The sequence below is a fragment of the Olsenella uli genome, from assembly GCF_901212655.1.
GTDB lineage: Bacteria > Actinomycetota > Coriobacteriia > Coriobacteriales > Atopobiaceae > Parolsenella > Parolsenella uli_A.
In genome coordinates this window covers 19,810-35,652 of the sequence record NZ_CAAKON010000033.1, presented here as the reverse complement: position 1 = coordinate 35,652, position 15,843 = coordinate 19,810, and the positions used below count along the sequence as shown (strand labels likewise).

Annotated in this window: 14 protein-coding genes; 7 read left to right on the top strand and 7 right to left on the bottom strand. The window is 66.5% G+C overall.

Going from position 1 to position 15,843, the window contains the following annotated elements; all coding sequences use genetic code 11:
• Positions 1-409 precede the first annotated feature (409 nt).
• Positions 410-1,237, bottom strand: coding sequence for a GNAT family N-acetyltransferase (locus tag EFAMC2_RS06730; RefSeq protein WP_222838550.1), 828 nt, complete (start codon positions 1,235-1,237; stop codon positions 410-412).
• Between the two features lie 83 nt (positions 1,238-1,320).
• On the opposite strand from EFAMC2_RS06730, the gene EFAMC2_RS06725 reads away from it, so the two are divergent.
• Positions 1,321-2,091 carry an SWIM zinc finger domain-containing protein gene (locus tag EFAMC2_RS06725; protein WP_187325207.1) on the top strand — a complete coding sequence of 257 codons (771 nt, stop codon included), beginning with the start codon at positions 1,321-1,323 and terminating at the stop codon, positions 2,089-2,091.
• Positions 1,976-2,758: an SNF2 helicase associated domain-containing protein gene (locus EFAMC2_RS06720; protein WP_187325206.1), complete on the top strand. Its 783-nt coding sequence runs from the start codon at positions 1,976-1,978 to the stop codon at positions 2,756-2,758. The genes EFAMC2_RS06725 and EFAMC2_RS06720 overlap by 116 nt, the downstream gene beginning before the upstream one ends.
• Here EFAMC2_RS06720 and EFAMC2_RS06715 read toward each other — a convergent pair.
• Positions 2,694-3,359, bottom strand: a complete 666-nt coding sequence (locus EFAMC2_RS06715) for an NAD(P)H-dependent oxidoreductase (protein ID WP_154028068.1) — start codon at positions 3,357-3,359, stop codon at positions 2,694-2,696. The two genes, EFAMC2_RS06720 and EFAMC2_RS06715, sit on opposite strands and share 65 nt — an antisense overlap.
• Before the next feature lie 362 nt (positions 3,360-3,721).
• On the opposite strand from EFAMC2_RS06715, the gene EFAMC2_RS06710 reads away from it, so the two are divergent.
• From EFAMC2_RS06710 to EFAMC2_RS06695, 4 genes are all read left to right on the top strand, one after another.
• Positions 3,722-5,449, top strand: coding sequence for a VWA domain-containing protein (locus tag EFAMC2_RS06710; protein WP_222838549.1), 1,728 nt, complete (start codon positions 3,722-3,724; stop codon positions 5,447-5,449).
• A 163-nt stretch (positions 5,450-5,612) separates the two neighbouring features.
• Positions 5,613-6,401: a hypothetical protein gene (locus EFAMC2_RS06705; RefSeq protein ID WP_154028067.1), complete on the top strand. Its 789-nt coding sequence runs from the start codon at positions 5,613-5,615 to the stop codon at positions 6,399-6,401.
• Positions 6,388-7,458, top strand: a complete 1,071-nt coding sequence (locus tag EFAMC2_RS06700; protein WP_187325205.1) for a substrate-binding domain-containing protein — start codon at positions 6,388-6,390, stop codon at positions 7,456-7,458. Before EFAMC2_RS06705 ends, EFAMC2_RS06700 begins: the two co-directional genes overlap by 14 nt.
• Positions 7,459-7,685: 227 nt before the next feature.
• A complete protein-coding gene (locus tag EFAMC2_RS06695) occupies positions 7,686-8,963 on the top strand; it encodes a toxic anion resistance protein (protein WP_222838548.1) in 1,278 nt (425 codons plus the stop codon).
• Here EFAMC2_RS06695 and EFAMC2_RS06690 read toward each other — a convergent pair.
• Positions 8,935-11,163 (bottom strand): HelD family protein, encoded by a 2,229-nt coding sequence (locus EFAMC2_RS06690; protein ID WP_154028065.1) that lies wholly within the window; start codon positions 11,161-11,163, stop codon positions 8,935-8,937. The genes EFAMC2_RS06695 and EFAMC2_RS06690 overlap by 29 nt on opposite strands.
• Positions 11,164-11,578: 415 nt before the next feature.
• Between EFAMC2_RS06690 and EFAMC2_RS06685 the strand changes: the two genes are divergently transcribed.
• Complete coding sequence (locus EFAMC2_RS06685; RefSeq protein ID WP_154028064.1) at positions 11,579-12,589, top strand: nucleoid-associated protein; 1,011 nt, start codon at positions 11,579-11,581, stop codon at positions 12,587-12,589.
• 142 nt (positions 12,590-12,731) lie between these two features.
• Here the strand turns inward: EFAMC2_RS06685 and bilS are convergent, their stop codons facing one another.
• From bilS to EFAMC2_RS06665, 4 genes are all read right to left on the bottom strand, one after another.
• Entirely contained in the window at positions 12,732-13,292 is a 561-nt protein-coding gene (bilS, locus tag EFAMC2_RS06680; protein WP_154028063.1) for a flavodoxin family protein BilS, read from the bottom strand.
• 191 nt (positions 13,293-13,483) lie between these two features.
• Positions 13,484-13,909 (bottom strand): PaaI family thioesterase, encoded by a 426-nt coding sequence (locus EFAMC2_RS06675; RefSeq protein ID WP_187325204.1) that lies wholly within the window; start codon positions 13,907-13,909, stop codon positions 13,484-13,486.
• Between the two features lie 112 nt (positions 13,910-14,021).
• Positions 14,022-14,708 (bottom strand): orotate phosphoribosyltransferase, encoded by a 687-nt coding sequence (gene pyrE, locus EFAMC2_RS06670; RefSeq protein WP_154028061.1) that lies wholly within the window; start codon positions 14,706-14,708, stop codon positions 14,022-14,024.
• A 186-nt stretch (positions 14,709-14,894) separates the two neighbouring features.
• A complete protein-coding gene (locus EFAMC2_RS06665) occupies positions 14,895-15,683 on the bottom strand; it encodes an amino acid ABC transporter ATP-binding protein (protein WP_154028060.1) in 789 nt (262 codons plus the stop codon).
• Positions 15,684-15,843 lie beyond the last annotated feature (160 nt).

The window sequence follows — 15,843 nt, the reverse complement described above, 5'->3', positions numbered from 1 at the left end:
GGCGACGGCGTCGAGGTGGCCCTCCGGGCATGCGCCCGAGTCGGTCCCCTTCGGGAAGTACCGGCGAGGGGGGCGTTCTATGACAGCGTGGGCGTATTCCAGCTTCGGACAAAGCCGGGCATGAAGTCACTGCGCGGTATATTCGGGGGGGTATTGCGTGTTTAGCCTGCTCGACGGGGCTCTCGGCGGGGGGCATCGGCGCTGGCCGCCTACTTCGCTCCCGTGCATTCTCGTCGTGTGTGGGCGGCAATTCTCAAGAGAATCTCAAGAAAGGAAGCGGCGCGTCGATACGGCATGCCCATCGAGGGGGAGTTTTGGCTTTAAAGCCCTGTCCGGTCAACGAAATCGTTGCGAGCGCGTTCTGAGCATGCAACATGCGGTGGAAGCTGCGACGGATTCTGCGGTGACGTTAGGCGAGGTCGAGGCGCATAACAATTTCGTCGCGCACCTCATTTAGCAGCTCAACGGGCATGTTCAGGCGCTCACGATCAAAGACCATGCCGCATTTTTCCATCACGCGATGCGACTTGTTGTTCCCAACATAGTGGGCGCACCAGATGCGCGTCGCACCAAGGTCGTTTTGGGCATGCTCGATGAGCGCGCGCATCGCCTCGGGCATGTATCCGCGACCCCAGTAGGGGCGGCCGGTCCAGTACCCGATCTCGTATTCAGTCGACGCCGTTACAAGGTCGCTGTCCTCGGCGGTCTTGAGTCCGATGGCACCAACGAGCGTGCCTTCTGGCTCGCCGCTCGGGGCATCCTCGCTCAGCACGATGGCGTAGTGCTCCCATCCGCGCAGTACTTCGCGCAGGATATCAAGGCTCTGCGCCTCGCTTTCGTGCGCCGGCCAGCCTGCCGGAGAACTCACGGCAGCGTCTGAGGCGAGTGCATAGAGCGCCGGGGCGTCGGTGTCGAGCCAATCGCGCAGGACGAGGCGTTCGGTGGTGAGCATGGCGCTCCAATCATCGGTCAATACCCGAGAGAGATGGCAGCCGTCTATCTTCTTAGGTTCTTCCATGTCTCCACGATACCAGTCCACGAGAGCGCGCTCGTCGCGGCCGGTCGACCTCGTGCGCCCGTTCCCCCAAACCTTGCCGGTGCACTTGGAGACGCCGACCGACTTGGCCGCCTGCGTGAAGCTCATGCCGCCGGAGACGAGCTCGGGGTATCTTGCCCTACGCACCTCCTGCGTCTCCCTCGGCTTTCCGTAGACGGTTCCATCGAATTCGCTGCCCATCGTAAACACCCTTTCCAATCAAGGGTGTTGCAACGTTCACTAGAATCGGCCGGGAACGGAAACCCGCGGGGGAGGGTGGTGCCATGGACCTGATTGAGCGGCTACGCGGTATGGGCGCCTATGCCTCCACCTTTGGCAGGGCGGAGAAGCTCGTCGCGAGCGGCAGCGTGCTCTCGTGCAACGTCGAGGCCGGCGCCATCGCGAGCGCGGTTTATCTGTCCGGTCTGGTCCGCTCCTCCCATCCGGGTGCCGGCTACCGCGTGCGCGTGTCGCTGGACACGGCCGAGGGAGACGTCCTCGACTATTCCTGCGAATGCCCGGTGGACGGCTCGGGCCGTGGCATGTGCAAACACGAGATGGCGCTGGCGCTGCGGTATCTGGCTGGTGCGGGCGAGCCTGATGCGTCGCGCGAGCCTGGGCTGGGCGCGTCTGCTTTCTATGCGCCCGAGCTGGGGGCGCGTGCCCCGTATGTGTCATCCCCGCGCACGTGTGGTGTTGGCCGTATGCCCGCGCGGTCCACGAGCCCTCAGATTTCCGCGCTCTTGGCAGACGCGGTGACGGGGCGCGTGGGCGACGCGCGCAAGCCACGCGCCCTTCGCGACGGCGACGGGCCCGCTCGGCCACGGGAGCCGGTGGAGCTCCTCGCAACCCTCGTGCGCGCCTCGTCCTCTCCCTATGGGGCGCCTGACTCCCAGACCTGGCTGCTCAAGCTGCGGGTTCGTAGCGGCAAGGCCACGTATGTGGTCAAGCGTGCTGCCGGCCCTCGAGCAGGTCACGGCGCTCTCGGCCCCGCCGGCGCTCCGTGCGCTCGTGCCGCCGGTTCCTGCCTTCACATTCATAATTGGGCTCGATGACGGACTGGTGACCTGCCGTGCCTTCGTGAGCTATGGTGGCGCGCGCCTGGCCCTGTACGATCCGCGGCGCGTGGGCCAGCCCCCGCGCGACCTTGCGGCCGAGTATCACGCGCAAGACGTGGTGGAGTGCTACTTCCAGGGCGTGGCCGGCGACCTGCACTTTGACGAGAGCGATGACGAGCTGCTCTACCGGCTGCTTACCGATGGCCTGCATGACCTGGGCGAGGTGGGCGAGGGACTCGAGGTAGAAGTCACCGAGCTCGCGGGCGGCGTGGACGGCCTGCCGGATGGCTTGGCGCTCTTTGTGGACGGCCTGCTCAAGAAGGCCGAGGGCGTGCGGCTTGATCGCAGCGCTGGCTTCCGCGCCATCGTGCGCGAGTTCGAGACCTTCTCGGACGCTGACATCGAGATGCCACCGAGTCTGGCGGACGTGCTGCGGCCCTATCAGGTGGGGGAGGTGCCGGTGCGCGCGTGCGGGCCGTCCGTCTCGATGGCGTCGCCGGCACGCTCCACCAGCTTGCCGGCGACGCCCCGACCGCGCAGACAGGAGGCGTTTCGTGGTTGGGCGGCCGAGCTGCGTCGCCGGGCCGAGTGTCCGCTCCCTACTTCACCCAGTCGACGACCTCGTCCATCGGGCGACGGGTCTTGGGGCTCATGCGGTGCGTAGGGTCGTGCACGCCAAACTGCGCCAGCACCGAGACGCCCCAGTCATTGGGGTTGTACAGGCCGCGTCCCACAAGCAGCTCCTCTAGCTTGTTCAGGTTGAAGCCCTCGACGGGCGTGGCGTCCACGCCCAGCACGGCGGCCATCGTGATCATGTTGCCCAGTGCGATGTAGGTCTGCTTGCCTGCCCAGTCGAACAACGTGCGGGCGCTCTCGGCCACGCGGATCTCGTCGCGCTGGAAGCCGGCGAACTTGTCGAGCTTGGCGGCCGTGCCCTCGTCGTCCATGCCCTCCACGTCGTGGCAGATGTGCTGCACCCACTGGCTCTTGGCGTCAACGCCGCGGCGGGCGAGGATCACCACCGTGCGGTCGGCGTTCTTCTTGGCGCCCCAGGCCTGTGCGCGGATCTCGTCCACGAGGCCCTTGTCCTCGATGACGAGCAGCTTCCACGGCTCAAAGCCAAAGGAGCTGGGGGAGAGGCGGGCGCTCTCCAGGATGAGGTTGAAGTCCTCGTCTGACACATGGCCGTTGGGGTCGTAGCGCTTGCAGGTGAAGCGGTCCTCCAGGGCCTTGATGAGCTTCTGTCCGTCTTGCGTGTTTGTCATGGGTCCTCTCCTGTCTCTGACGTCGCGAGCGAGGCGCGTTTGGCGTTGTGGGCGGGGCGCACTTGGCACTGCGAACGAGGTGCGCCTGGCGCCACGAACGGAACGCGGGCGATTGCGTCGGCTGCGCGGCGCGGTGTGTTAACTACTGCGCAGGGTACCCTATACGGACCGCGACGTGACTTGATGTTGATGGTTGCGAGGCATTTTCGCGCGAGGGAGGAGGCATGGGGGAACGCCGCCGAAGCCAGTGCCCGCCGCATCCTCCCGCTGCCCGCTCGACGCTGCTTACAGCTCGCTTACAAAAAGTGTCCGGTTACAGGGGGATGATGACTTAACGCATCAATCCAGCGACTGGAGGCTCTATGCGCGCTCATAGGTACACGGCGGGAGGCTCGCGTTCCGGGCGGCGCTGGGCCCACGTACTGCTCATGGCCGCTGTGGCGCTAGCCTGCGTCGCGCTGCTCGCGGCCTGCTCTGGCGGTCAAGGTGCCGGCCAGCAGGGCGGCGAGGGCACGCCCGCCATCACGGACAACGTACAGACCTTCACGCCGTCCTCCGGCGGTGCCAAGGAGACCCTCAAGGTTGCCTCCGGCTCCGAGAACAAGGAGGCCGCCGCGGCCATCCAGAAGGCCGTCGATGCCTCGGGCGTGACCGTGGAGCTGCACTACATGGGCTCGCTCGACATCATGGGCATGCTCCAGGGCGGCGGAGACGACTACGATGCCGTGTGGCCCGCCTCCTCCATCTGGCTCACCATGGGCGACACCGGCCACCTCGTGAAGAACGCGCAGTCCACCTCCACCACGCCGGTGGTGCTGGGCGTGGCCAAGTCCAAGGCAATCGAGCTTGGCTGGGCGGACGACACGGGCGCCACCAAGCCCGTCGCCACGTCCCAGATCATCGACGCGGTGACCTCCGGCAAGCTCTCCTTTGCCATGACGAGCGCCACGCAGTCCAACAGCGGCGCCTCGGCCTACCTGGCCTTCCTCACCGCGCTCTCTGGCAAGGACACGCCGCTTACGGCAGATGACCTGGACAATGCCGACCTCCAGCAGAAGATGACCTCGCTGCTCTCGGGCCAGGACCGCTCGAGCGGCTCTTCCGACTGGCTCAAGGACATGGTGGTGAGGGACCCCGATGCCCATCCTGCCATGGTGAACTACGAGTCACTCGTGGCTCAGGCAAACAAGGAGCTCGAGGCGGCGGGTCGCGAGCCCCTGCTCGTGATTTGCCCGGCCGACGGCATCGCCGTCTCCGATAGCCCGCTTGGCTATGTGGACCGTGGCCAGGGCAAGGACGGCGCCTTCTCGAGCTTCCAGCAGGCGCTCTCCTCCGATGACGCTAAGCTCGAGCTGGAGCGCGTGGGCAGGCGCACGGGGCTGGGCGGCCGCGTGGCCAACCCGGACGATGATGGCGTCAAGCAGGCGTTTCGCGCGGACTGGGGCATCTCGACGGACTCCTCCGTGCTCAAGGCCGTGCCCATGCCCGCCGCGGACGTCACCACCAAGGCCCTCGACCTCTACCAGACCAGGCTTCGCCGCCCCTCGCTCACCGTGTGGGTGGTGGACTACTCCGGCTCCATGTACGGCCCGGGCAAGAGCGGCGTGGTGGGTGGTCTCACACAGGCGCTCGACCCGGAAGAGGCGTCCAAGTCCATGATCCAGCCCGCCGCAGACGACGTGAACGTCCTCATCCCGTTCTCCAGCCACGTGCTGGGCGAGGTGGAGGCCAAGGGCGCGGACACCGCGGACCTGCTCTCCAAGGCTCAGAGCACCGACGCCACCGGCGGCACGAACATCTACGCCGGCCTGGACGAGGCGCTGGGCAAGATCAAGGCGTCGGGCGAGGCACAGGGCCGCACGGTTGCCATCGTGCTCATGACGGACGGCATGTCCGACACCGGGGACCGTGACGCGTTCCTGAGCGACTACGACGCCTCCGGCCTCGATGTCCCCGTCTTCTCCATCATGTTTGGCGACGCCGACCCCACGCAGCTCGACGAGCTCTCGGAGCATACGAACGGCAAGACCTTCGATGGACGCGAGGGCGACCTGGCTGCCGTGTTCCGCACGGTGAAGGGCTACAACTGATGGGTGGCCGTGGGAGGGGCGCCTGCGTGCGCCAGGCTATGTGCGAGTGGCAGGCCGCGTGCGAGCAACGTCGGGCATCGGGCAAGGGCTGCCGGGCCGCACGTGTGCCACATGCTCGCCCTGGGCGCTGGGTTCGTCGGGCGCTCAGCGAGGTGAGCGCCGCATGAGTTACGTGGTGGGTGCTCTCGCCGGCGTGGTCGGTGGCCTGGCGTGCGTCTGGTTCATAGGGGGCGTTGCGGGCATTGCGGCGGGTGCCGTTGTTGCCGCCCTGCTCTACCTGGGCGTAAGCACGCTCGCTGTGCCCGAGTCCAAGCTGGGCGACGTGGCGGCGAGCCTCGTGCCCAACGGGGAGGCCGCGGCGGGTCGCATCGCGGAGGCGCGCCGGCTCGAGGGCAAGGTGCGCCAGCTTGGCGCCGGCGCAAGCTCGGAGGACGTGCGCATGGAGGCAAGGCAGCTCGCGGCGGACCTCGAGCGCCTCGCGTCCTATGTGGAGCGCCAGCCTGCCACGTATCGGCGTCTTTCGCACTATCTGGCAACCTATGGCGAGCAGTGCGAGTCTGTGCTCGAGAACTACCTGGCTATCGAACATGCCACGACGGGCGAGGAGGCCGCTCGTGCGCACGGCGACGTGATGGAGGCCCTGGCGTCGCTCCGGGGCGCGGCGCAAGGCGAGCTCTCCCGTGCGGCGGGGGCCAAGGTCGCCGAGCTCTCGGCGGACTCAGATGCCGTGCGGCGCCTCATGGAGATGGACGGCTATACGCCGGACGAGAGCCCGGCGGCCTCGGCGTCGGCTCCGTCTGCCACGCCGGGCGTGCCTGTTGTCGCGCCGGACGCGATCTCGGTGGTCTCGACGTCCGCTCCGGCACCCGGGGCGCCTTCGACTGCCGCCGCGTCGGCAGCGTCTCCCGCGCCCTCGTCACCTGCTTTGGAGGATGACCATGTCCAGAAGTAAGCTCATCGGCCTAGCGTGCGTGGTGGTTGCGGTGCTCGTGGCGGGAGGGGCGCTCCTGTGGCAGCGCTCCAGACCGGCACCAGTTGAGCCCACAGGCATTACGGGCTACCTCGGCGGCGAGAAGATTTCTCTGTTCGAGGACGATCAGTTCAGCGAGCTCGCCCAGAAGGTGGGCCTGGACATCTCGTACAAGAAGGCCGGCTCTCTTGCCATGATGGATGCCGACCGTACGGGCATGGACTACCTGTTCCCGTCGTCGCAGGCGGCCGTTGCGTATGGCCAGGCCCAGGGCGTGCGGGCGCAGTCGAGCGACATCGTGCTCAACTCGCCCATCGTGGTCTATACCTACAAGGATGTGGCCGACGCCCTCGTGGGCTCGGGAATCATGAGCAAGGACGGAGACGTCTACAAGCTGGACGCCGTAGCTGCGGTAAACGCCATGGTGGACAACAAGACCTGGGCAGACCTGGGCTACGCGAACGGCTACGGCCAGTTCCGCATCGACAGCACAGACCCGGCGCAGTCCAACAGCGGCAACGAGTGGGCGGCCCTCGTGGCCACGGCGCTCAACGGCGGCCAGCCCGCCACGGCGGAGAGCGTGGCGCGCGACGCGGACATGATTCGCGCCGTGTTCCAGAAGAGTGGCTGGATGGAGACGAGCTCCGAGGACTCGTTCAGCCAGTTCCTTACGCTGGGGGAGGGCTCCAAGCCCATGATGGTGGGCTATGAGAGCCAGGTGCTGGACCTCTCCGTGAACCAGCCAGACCTCTTCAGGCAGGTGAAGGACCAGCTGGTGGTGGCCTATACCACGCCCACCGAATGGAGCACCCATGTGCTGGTGTCGCTGGATGACAATGGCGACAAGCTGCGCGACTTCCTCAAGAGCGATGACGTGCAGAGGCTCGCGTGGGAGCGACACGGCTTCCGCGGAGCCTCGCAGCTGGGTACGGACAGCGCGAGCCGCTTTGGCGTTCCCGGCATTGCCGAGCGCGTGCCCGCCGCGGTGGAGCTTCCCGGAAACGACGCCATGCAGGCGCTCATCGCGGCGGTGAAGTGAGACACATGCGCACGAGGTCACTGGGTCGTAGGGTGCAGGTAGGTGCAAGGCGTGCGGTGGCATATGGGTTCCGGCGCCGCAGCCTCACGACGCGCCCGGTGCACGAGCGCGCGCGGCCGAGCCGCTCGGCAGATTTGTCGCCCGAATGTGGGAAATCACCCGGCCGCAAGGCCGCGCGGGGGGCATAAGGGACTACAACGAACGACCTGACGAGCTAGGAGGCTCATATGGCAGACGATCCGACTAAGGTATCTCTGGCAGACCTGATGGGGGCGCCGGAGCCGGCACCTGCCGTTCCCGCGCAGCAGGTGGTGGTGGAGGCGGCGCCGGCTGCCGCGCCCGAGTCCGTCGCGACCCCGGCAACCACGACCACCGCCCAGGCCGGCGCTGCCAAGTTCACCCTCGCAGACCTCACGAGTTCTGCGGCCGTGCCCGTGCAGGCTCAGGCGCAGGTTATCGAGCCGGCAAAGGTGCAGGCCGTGCAGCTCTCGCCTGCAGACCAGAAGCGTGCCGACGAGCTGGCCGCCAACATCGACTTCCGCAAGGACGGCATCGAGAGCAGTTTTGGCCGCGACGCCCAGCTCTCCATGACGGACTTCGCCGACGGCGTGCTCTCCAAGACCCGCAGCAAGGACACGGGCGAGGCGGGAGACCTCTTGCGCGAGCTCCTTGGCACGGTGGACGACGCTGAGCTTAAGGGCGTCAAGCAGATTCCCATCATCGGCCAGGTGGTGGTGAGCGTGGACAAGCTGCGCCGTCGCTACCAGAAGGTTGCCCCGCAGGTGGACGAGATCGTCGAGAAGCTTGAGCGCGCCCAGGCGCAGATGACGCGCGACATAGCCATGTACGACACCATGTACGACCGAAACGTGGCCCAGTACCGTCAGCTCAAGATCTACGTCACCGCCGGCAAGAAAGCCCTTGCGGACTTCCATGCCAACACGCTGCCCTCGCTGGAGGCAGAAGTTGCCTCCAGCCAGGACCCGATGAGCGCGCAGGTGCTCAAGGACTTCAAGGACAAGCTCGAGCGGTTCTCCAAGCGTCTGGACGATCTTGATCGCGTGAGTGTCGTGAGCCTGCAGATGGCGCCGCAGATCAAGGTGCTCCAGAGCGCCGACAAGACCATCTCGGACAAGATCGACACCACGATCTCCACCACCATCCCGCTGTGGAAGTCGCAGATGGTCATCGCGCTGGGGCTTGCCAACCAGCGTGCGGCGCTTGACCTGCAGCACGAGGTGGACGAGACCACCAACAAGCTGCTCAAGGCCAACGCCCAGGCCCTGCACCAGGGTGCCGTGGACGCCGAGCGCGCCAACCAGCGCGGCAGCGTGGACATCGAGACGCTCCAGCAGGTGAACCAGCAGCTTATCGCCACTCTGCGCGAGACGATGCAGATTCAGCAGGACGGCCGCACCAAGCGCGAGGCCGCCGAGGTGCAGATGCGTCAGATCGAGAGCGACCTCAAGCAGGCCCTCATCGAGAACGCCCAGTCCCGAGGCTGAGAGCCGCCTTGTCGGAGACGAGCGGGCTCAGCTCGCCCTGTGCGAGCAGCGTCACCTTGTGCATGGCACGCGAGATGGCGGTGTAGAGGCGACGGCGGGCGAGCGGGGTGTCCGGATAGGTCTCGGCGCTGGCGTCCGGGATGATGACGTGGTCGAACTCGAGGCCCTTCGCGAGGCGCAGGCTCATGAGCACCACGCCCACAGCCGGCAGTTCCTGGTCGTTCTTGATGACCTGCACACCCTCGCCCAGCTGCTTGCGCAGCCAGCTCACGGCGCCGTCGTCTGCCGCCACCACGGCGGTGAGGCCGTCGGCGCCCTTCGCCGCCTCGACCTCCTCACGCAGTGCCGTCACGAACGCATCCTTGTCCGGCAGCGCCTCGATGCGAGGCGTCACGCCCTCGCGATGCACGCTCGCGAGCTTCACGGAGCTCCCCATCTCAACAAGCCCGCTGAACAGCGCCGTGATCTCGGGACTGGAGCGGTAGCTCGTGAGCAGGCGGCACTCGTCCACGCCGCCGTGCGTGCGCTCGAACAGCGCGCGAATCTGCCCAAAGCTCGCCGTGCCCTCGCGGATGGCCTGGTTCTCGTCGCCCAGCATGAGGAAGTGTGCGCGCGAGAAGAACTTCGCGAGCACCATGAGCTGCGCGAGCGTGTAGTCCTGCACCTCGTCGATCATGACGAAGCGGGCGTTCACGTCGCCGCGGCCGGTCACGAGCAGGCGCAGATAGAGCCACTCGCTCGAGCTCACGGACGCCTCGCCCAGCATGCGCATGGCGATGCGGTCCAGACGCAGCCACGTGAGCTTGTCGACCTCCTCGTGCGCGGCGGCGTAGCGCTGCTCCAGCCACGTGCGCGTGAGCGCCACGGTCTGCTCCTCGTTCTCGGGGCTCACCGTCTCACCAAAGACCTGCACCTGCTCGTCAACGTCGAGTCCGAGCATCTCCTCCTGCAGCTCCTCGTCGCGTGCCATGCCGGCGATGCGGCGATTCACGCGGTCGTGCAGGTCGTCGGTGACGAGGGCGCAGAAGCGCGGGCCCACGCCAAACTTCTGGAACTTCTCGACGGCGCCGGCCACCTGGCCCGCCTTGAGCAGGGTGGTGTCGCCGCAGCGGATGTCGCGCAGGTCGCCGGGGCCAATGACGAGGCTCGCGAGCTCGGACTCAAGGCGCTCGAGGTTGGCCGGGTCCGTGTCCGCGCCCAGCTCGCGTCCGCCGGCGCCCTGGGCCTCGCAGAAGTCGCGCCAGGTGTAGACCTGTGGGTTTGCCTCGCCCATGGAGGGAAGCACGTTGTCGATGTAGTGCTCAAACACGGCGTTGGGCCCAAAAAGGTGCACCTGGTTGGGGGAGAGGGTCTCGCGCTCGCCGTAGAGCAGGTAGGCGATGCGCTGGAGCATGACGCTCGTCTTGCCCGAGCCGGCGATGCCGTTCACGAGCAGCGCCGGCACGTCTGCGTGGCGCACGACCTCGTTCTGCTCGCGCTGGATGGTCGCCGTGATGTCCTTGAGCTTCTCGGAGTGGTGGCTCTTGAGTGCGCCCAGGAGCAGCGAGTCCTCGATTGCCACGGTGGTGTCGAAGTACATGTTGAGCTTGTCGCGTGTGATGTCGAACTGGCGGCGCAGCTCAAGCTCCACGGTGCGGGTGCGCCCGTTCACCGTGTAGCTCGTGGTGCCGTTCTCCTGGTTGTAGTACGTCTCGGCCACGGGATTGCGCCAGTCCACGATGAGGGGGCGGGAGCGGTCATCCGTCATGCCGGCGGCGCCGATGTAGACGTCGCGCGCGGGACGGTCCGGGCCCATCTTGAGGCGCACCTTGGCAAAGTAGGGCTGGCGCAGGAGCAAAAGGACGCGGCGCAGCTTGTCCACGGAGAAGTCGTGGTACTGGTTGTAGGCGTCGATGACGGCGTTGAGGGTCTCGATGGCGGCGAGGGTCTCCATCACCTCGTCGTAGCCAACGCCCGAGGTGTCCGGGCGAATCTCAGCCGAGAGCTCGCGGAGGTCCTGGGCGGCCTCGGCGTGTCCGTGCTCGAGGGAGTCTGCCAGCTCGTCGCGGATGGCCTCGAGCTTGGCATAGATCTGGGAGAGGTGGGCCTGCTCCTCTACGAGGATGGGGTCCTGCGCCGCGCCGGCCGTCTGGCTGTCCTGGTCTGCGCTGGTTGCCTCGGCCGCGGCGGCGGCTGCCTGCGTGTCCTTGACGTCGCTCATGGTCCTCCGTGGGGTTGTCTGGCTCCTCTGCCGGCTCCGGTTGCGGGAATTCGGCATAGAAAGCCCGTTGGGCGCGCCATGGGGCGCACCCAGAGAATCGAGTCTATCTATCCTACCCAAGCGCCCCGGGAGGGACTAGCTGCGAGCGCGGCCCCTGCACGAACCACAGAAGAGGGCGCTCGCTCGGCCTTGCCATGCCTCAGGCACCAGTGTCCTTGTCATGGAGCCTCCTTGCGATTGGTGCTAGACACGTCCATTATGAAGACCCCGAGCCGTTCGGACGCGCTCGTTCGCGGTGCGCTCGCGTGCGATGTGGCACGTCATCGAGCCCGGCGGCCCGCACGGGCCGTCTCCAGGCCGCGTCGCGTCCGGACGCATCCGCAACCGCACCAGAAACGAACCCACGGAGGCTCCCATGATCGTTCGCCTGAACAAGGCCATCCTGCACGTGCTGGACCTCGACTCCGCCGTGAACGTCTACTCCAAGGCCGAGCTTGACCTGGAGGAGAAGCCCGTCAAGTCCTACGTCTCGAGCATCTGCAAGAAGGCCCTGGGCTCCACGGACTGCCGTCACGGCAAGTTTGCCAGCGACTCGGCGCTCTCCACCAAGGTGAGCCGCTACTTTCACGACGCCGAGGAGTTTGCCCCCCTTACCGCCGAGATGGCGCAGTTCCTGTTCGGCGAGCTCCAGCGTGCGGACGGCGCCAAGTCCACCGACATGCTCATCTGTGACTTCCTCGATGGTGATGACATCCGCTACCTGGGCCTTTTCCTGCTCGAGGGCAAGAAGGCCTTCGTGCACGAGGTGAGCCAGGCCGGTACCGTGGTGAGCTGCGACATCGCGCGCCGCTACGGCGTGCTGCCCGCCGCCACGCAGAAGCTCGCGAGCTGGGCACTCGTGCGCGCCGACAACCTCGAGATCTCGTACGTGGACAAGGTTCGCAGCATCGACGGCCAGGACGTGCTCGTGCTGCCGGACGGCCTGCTTCAGTGCTCGAGCGAGGCCAGCGCGCGCGAGACCATCGACTGCGTGACCGAGATCGTGGAGCAGATTGCCGAGGAGCACGGCGCCAACACTGCGCTCGCGCTCTCCAAGGCCAAGGCCTACGTGGCTGAGAAAGTCGACGCCGAGGACTCCTTCTCGCGCGAGGGGCTGGCAGAGCAGGTCTTTGCGGACTCCGAGCCCTGCCGCAAGGCGTTCGAGACCGCGGCCGATGTGCGACACCTGCCCGAGCGCGTGGCGGTGGACAAGCGCGCCGTGGCGCAGAAGCGCGTGCGCTGCCACCGCATCGTGACCGACACGGGCATCGAGGTGTCGTTCCCGGCCGAGTATGGCGAGAACCCTGAGTTCATCGAGTTCTCGACCGGCGAGAACGGCCTCATCAACATCGAGCTGCGCAACATCGGCAGCATCGAGAACAAGTAGCTCCTTGTGGCGGGGCCGAGCCGGCTCCCTCGACCCAGTTCGCTTTTCGCCGTGGCGGCGCTTGCCTAGAACAATGCCCCTGGGGCCCTTGGGGGCCTCGGGGGCATTGCTGAGCTGCTGTTGGATGAGCGGTCTGGCCAGGCTAGATGAGCCCTGCCTCGCGGAGGTCGGCGTCGAGGGCGCGCAGGTCATCGTTGTTGGGATGGGCGAGCGCCGCGTCAAAGTTATCGATGAGCATCTGGGCGCGGCGCGCCTCGGAGCTTGCGGGCGCCGCGGCGGCGAGCATGGCCTCGTAGCGCTTGCGGACGGTCTGGGGCATCTTGCCCTGGCACATGAACGAGCCCACGAGCTCGCACGATGCGGGCATGGCGTTGCGAATGCGGGTGAGGACCTCGTTGAAGTACTCGTCTGAGGCGCCAAATCCGCAGGTGCCAAAGAGGAACACGCGCGCGCCGTCGAGGGAGCGCAGGTAGTTGGTGACCTCCGGCGTGGCGGCGCCCTTGTCCGTCCAGGAGCCCACGAAGACGATGCTGGGCTTTTCGTTCGCGGAAGGCTCGTGCGTGTCGGCTTCGTTCGCGCTCGCGTCGATGTGCTCGGGCGAGCCAAAGTAAAGGCATCCGTCCTCTCCCATGACCTTGCGGATGCGTCGAGCGATGAGCTCGGTGTTGCCGGTTTGGCTGGAGAAGACGATTGAGTAACCCATAGCTGTCCCTATCTCACGGTTAGCGGTAGGGGGTTTATACCCTGACCCGCCTGCGTTGAGCCATTCTATCTGCGGTGATTCGTCTTATGGCTTTGTAAACCCCTGGTGGCTGGGCGCATCGACCCCGGCGCGAAGGTTCGCCTGGCCTCTTCGCGTGCCAGCTGGTGTGACCGTGGAGGTTACTGCCTGGCCTATTCGCGCGCCCTGCCCATCACGAACATCGTGAGCGTGCATACGGCCAGCACCGCGCCGTCGCCGTTGGTGAGCGTGACCTCGTTCACGATAGTGGTCTTGCCCATGTGCAGGTTGCGCACGCGCGCCGTGACCTCCTCGCCGGGGGCGCCGCCGCGCAGGTAGTTGATGGAGGCCTGCTGCGTCACGCAGTCGAGGCCGTGCGAGAACACGAAGGCGCCGCTCGCCGTGTCACAGAGCGAGAACAGCCATCCGCCATGGGCGAAGCCCCGCAGGTTGAGCGACGTGCTCGTGATGCGCGTGCGCAGCGTGAGGCTCGTGGGCGAGCAGCCGACGATGCACAGCCCGTCGAGGCAGGTGATGGGCTTCACGCGGTCGTTGATGTGGTGCATGAGTCTTTTGTGCTGCTCCTGCTCGTCTACCATGGGATTCCTCTCTCGGCGGTTGTGCATTTGATGATACTGCCCCACGGGCGTCCGTTGGCACACAAAGAGAGGGGGCGCTCGCTTGCGACGAGCGCCCCCTCGCAGAGCCGGTTTAGGCCTCCTTGGCGCCGTACTGCTCGTAGTAGGCGTCGATGCGACCCTTGAGCTCGTCGTCAATCACGACGCGGCCGGCCACCTCGCGGTTGTAGAGGTGCTCGGTCACCTCGGCCATGCTCACGATGGAGGCAACGGGGAACCCGTATTTCTCCTGGACCTCGAGCTGCGCGGTCTTCACGCCGCCCTTGCCAACCTCCATGCGGTTGAGGCTCACGATGAGGCCCTTGACCTCAACGTTTGCGGCTGCCATGAGCTTGGGGTAGGTCTCGTCGATGGACTTGCCGGAAGTGGTGACGTCTTCCACCATGATCACGCGGTCGCCGTCCTTGAGCTCGTAGCCCAGCATGTTGCCCTTGTCAGAGCCGTGGTCCTTGACCTCCTTGCGGTCGGAGCAGTACTTGACCTCCTTGCCGTAGAGCTCGTCGAAGGCGATGGCGGTGGCCACGGAGATGGGGATGCCCTTATAGGCAGGGCCAAAGACCACGTCGAAGTCCAGGCCAAAGCTGTCGTGGATGGCCTGCGCGTAGTAGCTGCCCAGGCGCTTGAGCTGCGCGCCCGTCACGTAGGCGCCGGCGTTCATGAAGAAGGGGGACTTGCGGCCGCTCTTGAGCGTGAAGTCGCCAAACTTCAGCACGTCGGACTCGACCATGAACTCGATGAACTCCTGCTTGTACTGCTCCATGGGGCACCTTTCGCTTGCGGTTTTCGCTGCAGACAAGCATAGCAGTGCCGCCGTTGCGGCTTTGCTGCGACGGCGGCACTGGGGTGGTCCTTGTATGTGAGGTGCCGGCTTGTTTGCTCGAGTGGCTGAGGCAAGCCGGCTCGTGTCGCTTGCGGCCTCGCGCACCAGAGGCCCGGTCAAAGGCGCCTACTTGCTGTAACGGGTGAGGAACTCCCTGGTACGAGTCTCGCGCGGATGGTTAATCACCTGGTCTGCCGGACCCTGCTCCACGATGTGCCCACCGTCCATGAAGACCACGCGGCTGGCCACGTCGCGCGCGAAGGCCATCTCGTGCGTGACGACCACCATCGTGGTGCCCTCATCCGCAAGCTGGCGCATGACCTTGAGCACCTCGCCGGTGAGCTCGGGGTCGAGCGCGCTCGTGGGCTCGTCAAAGTAGAGGATCTCGGGCTTTGTGGCGAGGGCGCGGGCGATGCTCGCGCGCTGCTGCTGCCCGCCGGAGAGCTGGCAGGGCACCTTGTCCTCGTTGCCGGCGAGGCCCATCTTGGCGATGAGCTCGCGGGCCTCGGCCTCCACCTCGGTGCGCGGGCGCTTCTGGACGGCAACGGGCGCGTCCATGACGTTGCGCATCACGGTGAAGTGCGGGAACAGGTTGAACTGCTGGAACACGAGGCCAAAGCGCTGGCGCGCCTGGGCGAGCGTGGTCTTGGGCGCGTACCCGAAGCCGCCGCCCGTTTCGCCGCCGCCGTGGCCGGCCACACGCAGGTCGCCGTACCAGAGCTCGCCGTCGTCGAGCTGCTCGAGCAGGGTCATGCAGCGCAGGAGCGTTGACTTGCCGCCGCCCGAGGGGCCAATGACGGCGACGACCTCACCTGGCGTGACCTCAAGTGAAATGTCGCGCAGGACGTGGTTGTCACCAAAGCTCTTGCTTGCGTGCTCCAGGCGAACGATGGGGCCGTTAGTGGTCTGTGGCATGGAAACCTCCGGGTTGGAGAAGTGGCGGGCGTGGGGCGTCGCCGTGCAGGTGATGAGGGTGCCGTTGCGGGTGGTAAAAGCGTTGCTGCCGCAGTGGCAGGGGTGCCACTGCGGCAGACCCTCGGCTGGCGCGGGCGCCGAGCCGCGCGGTTGTGTGGGC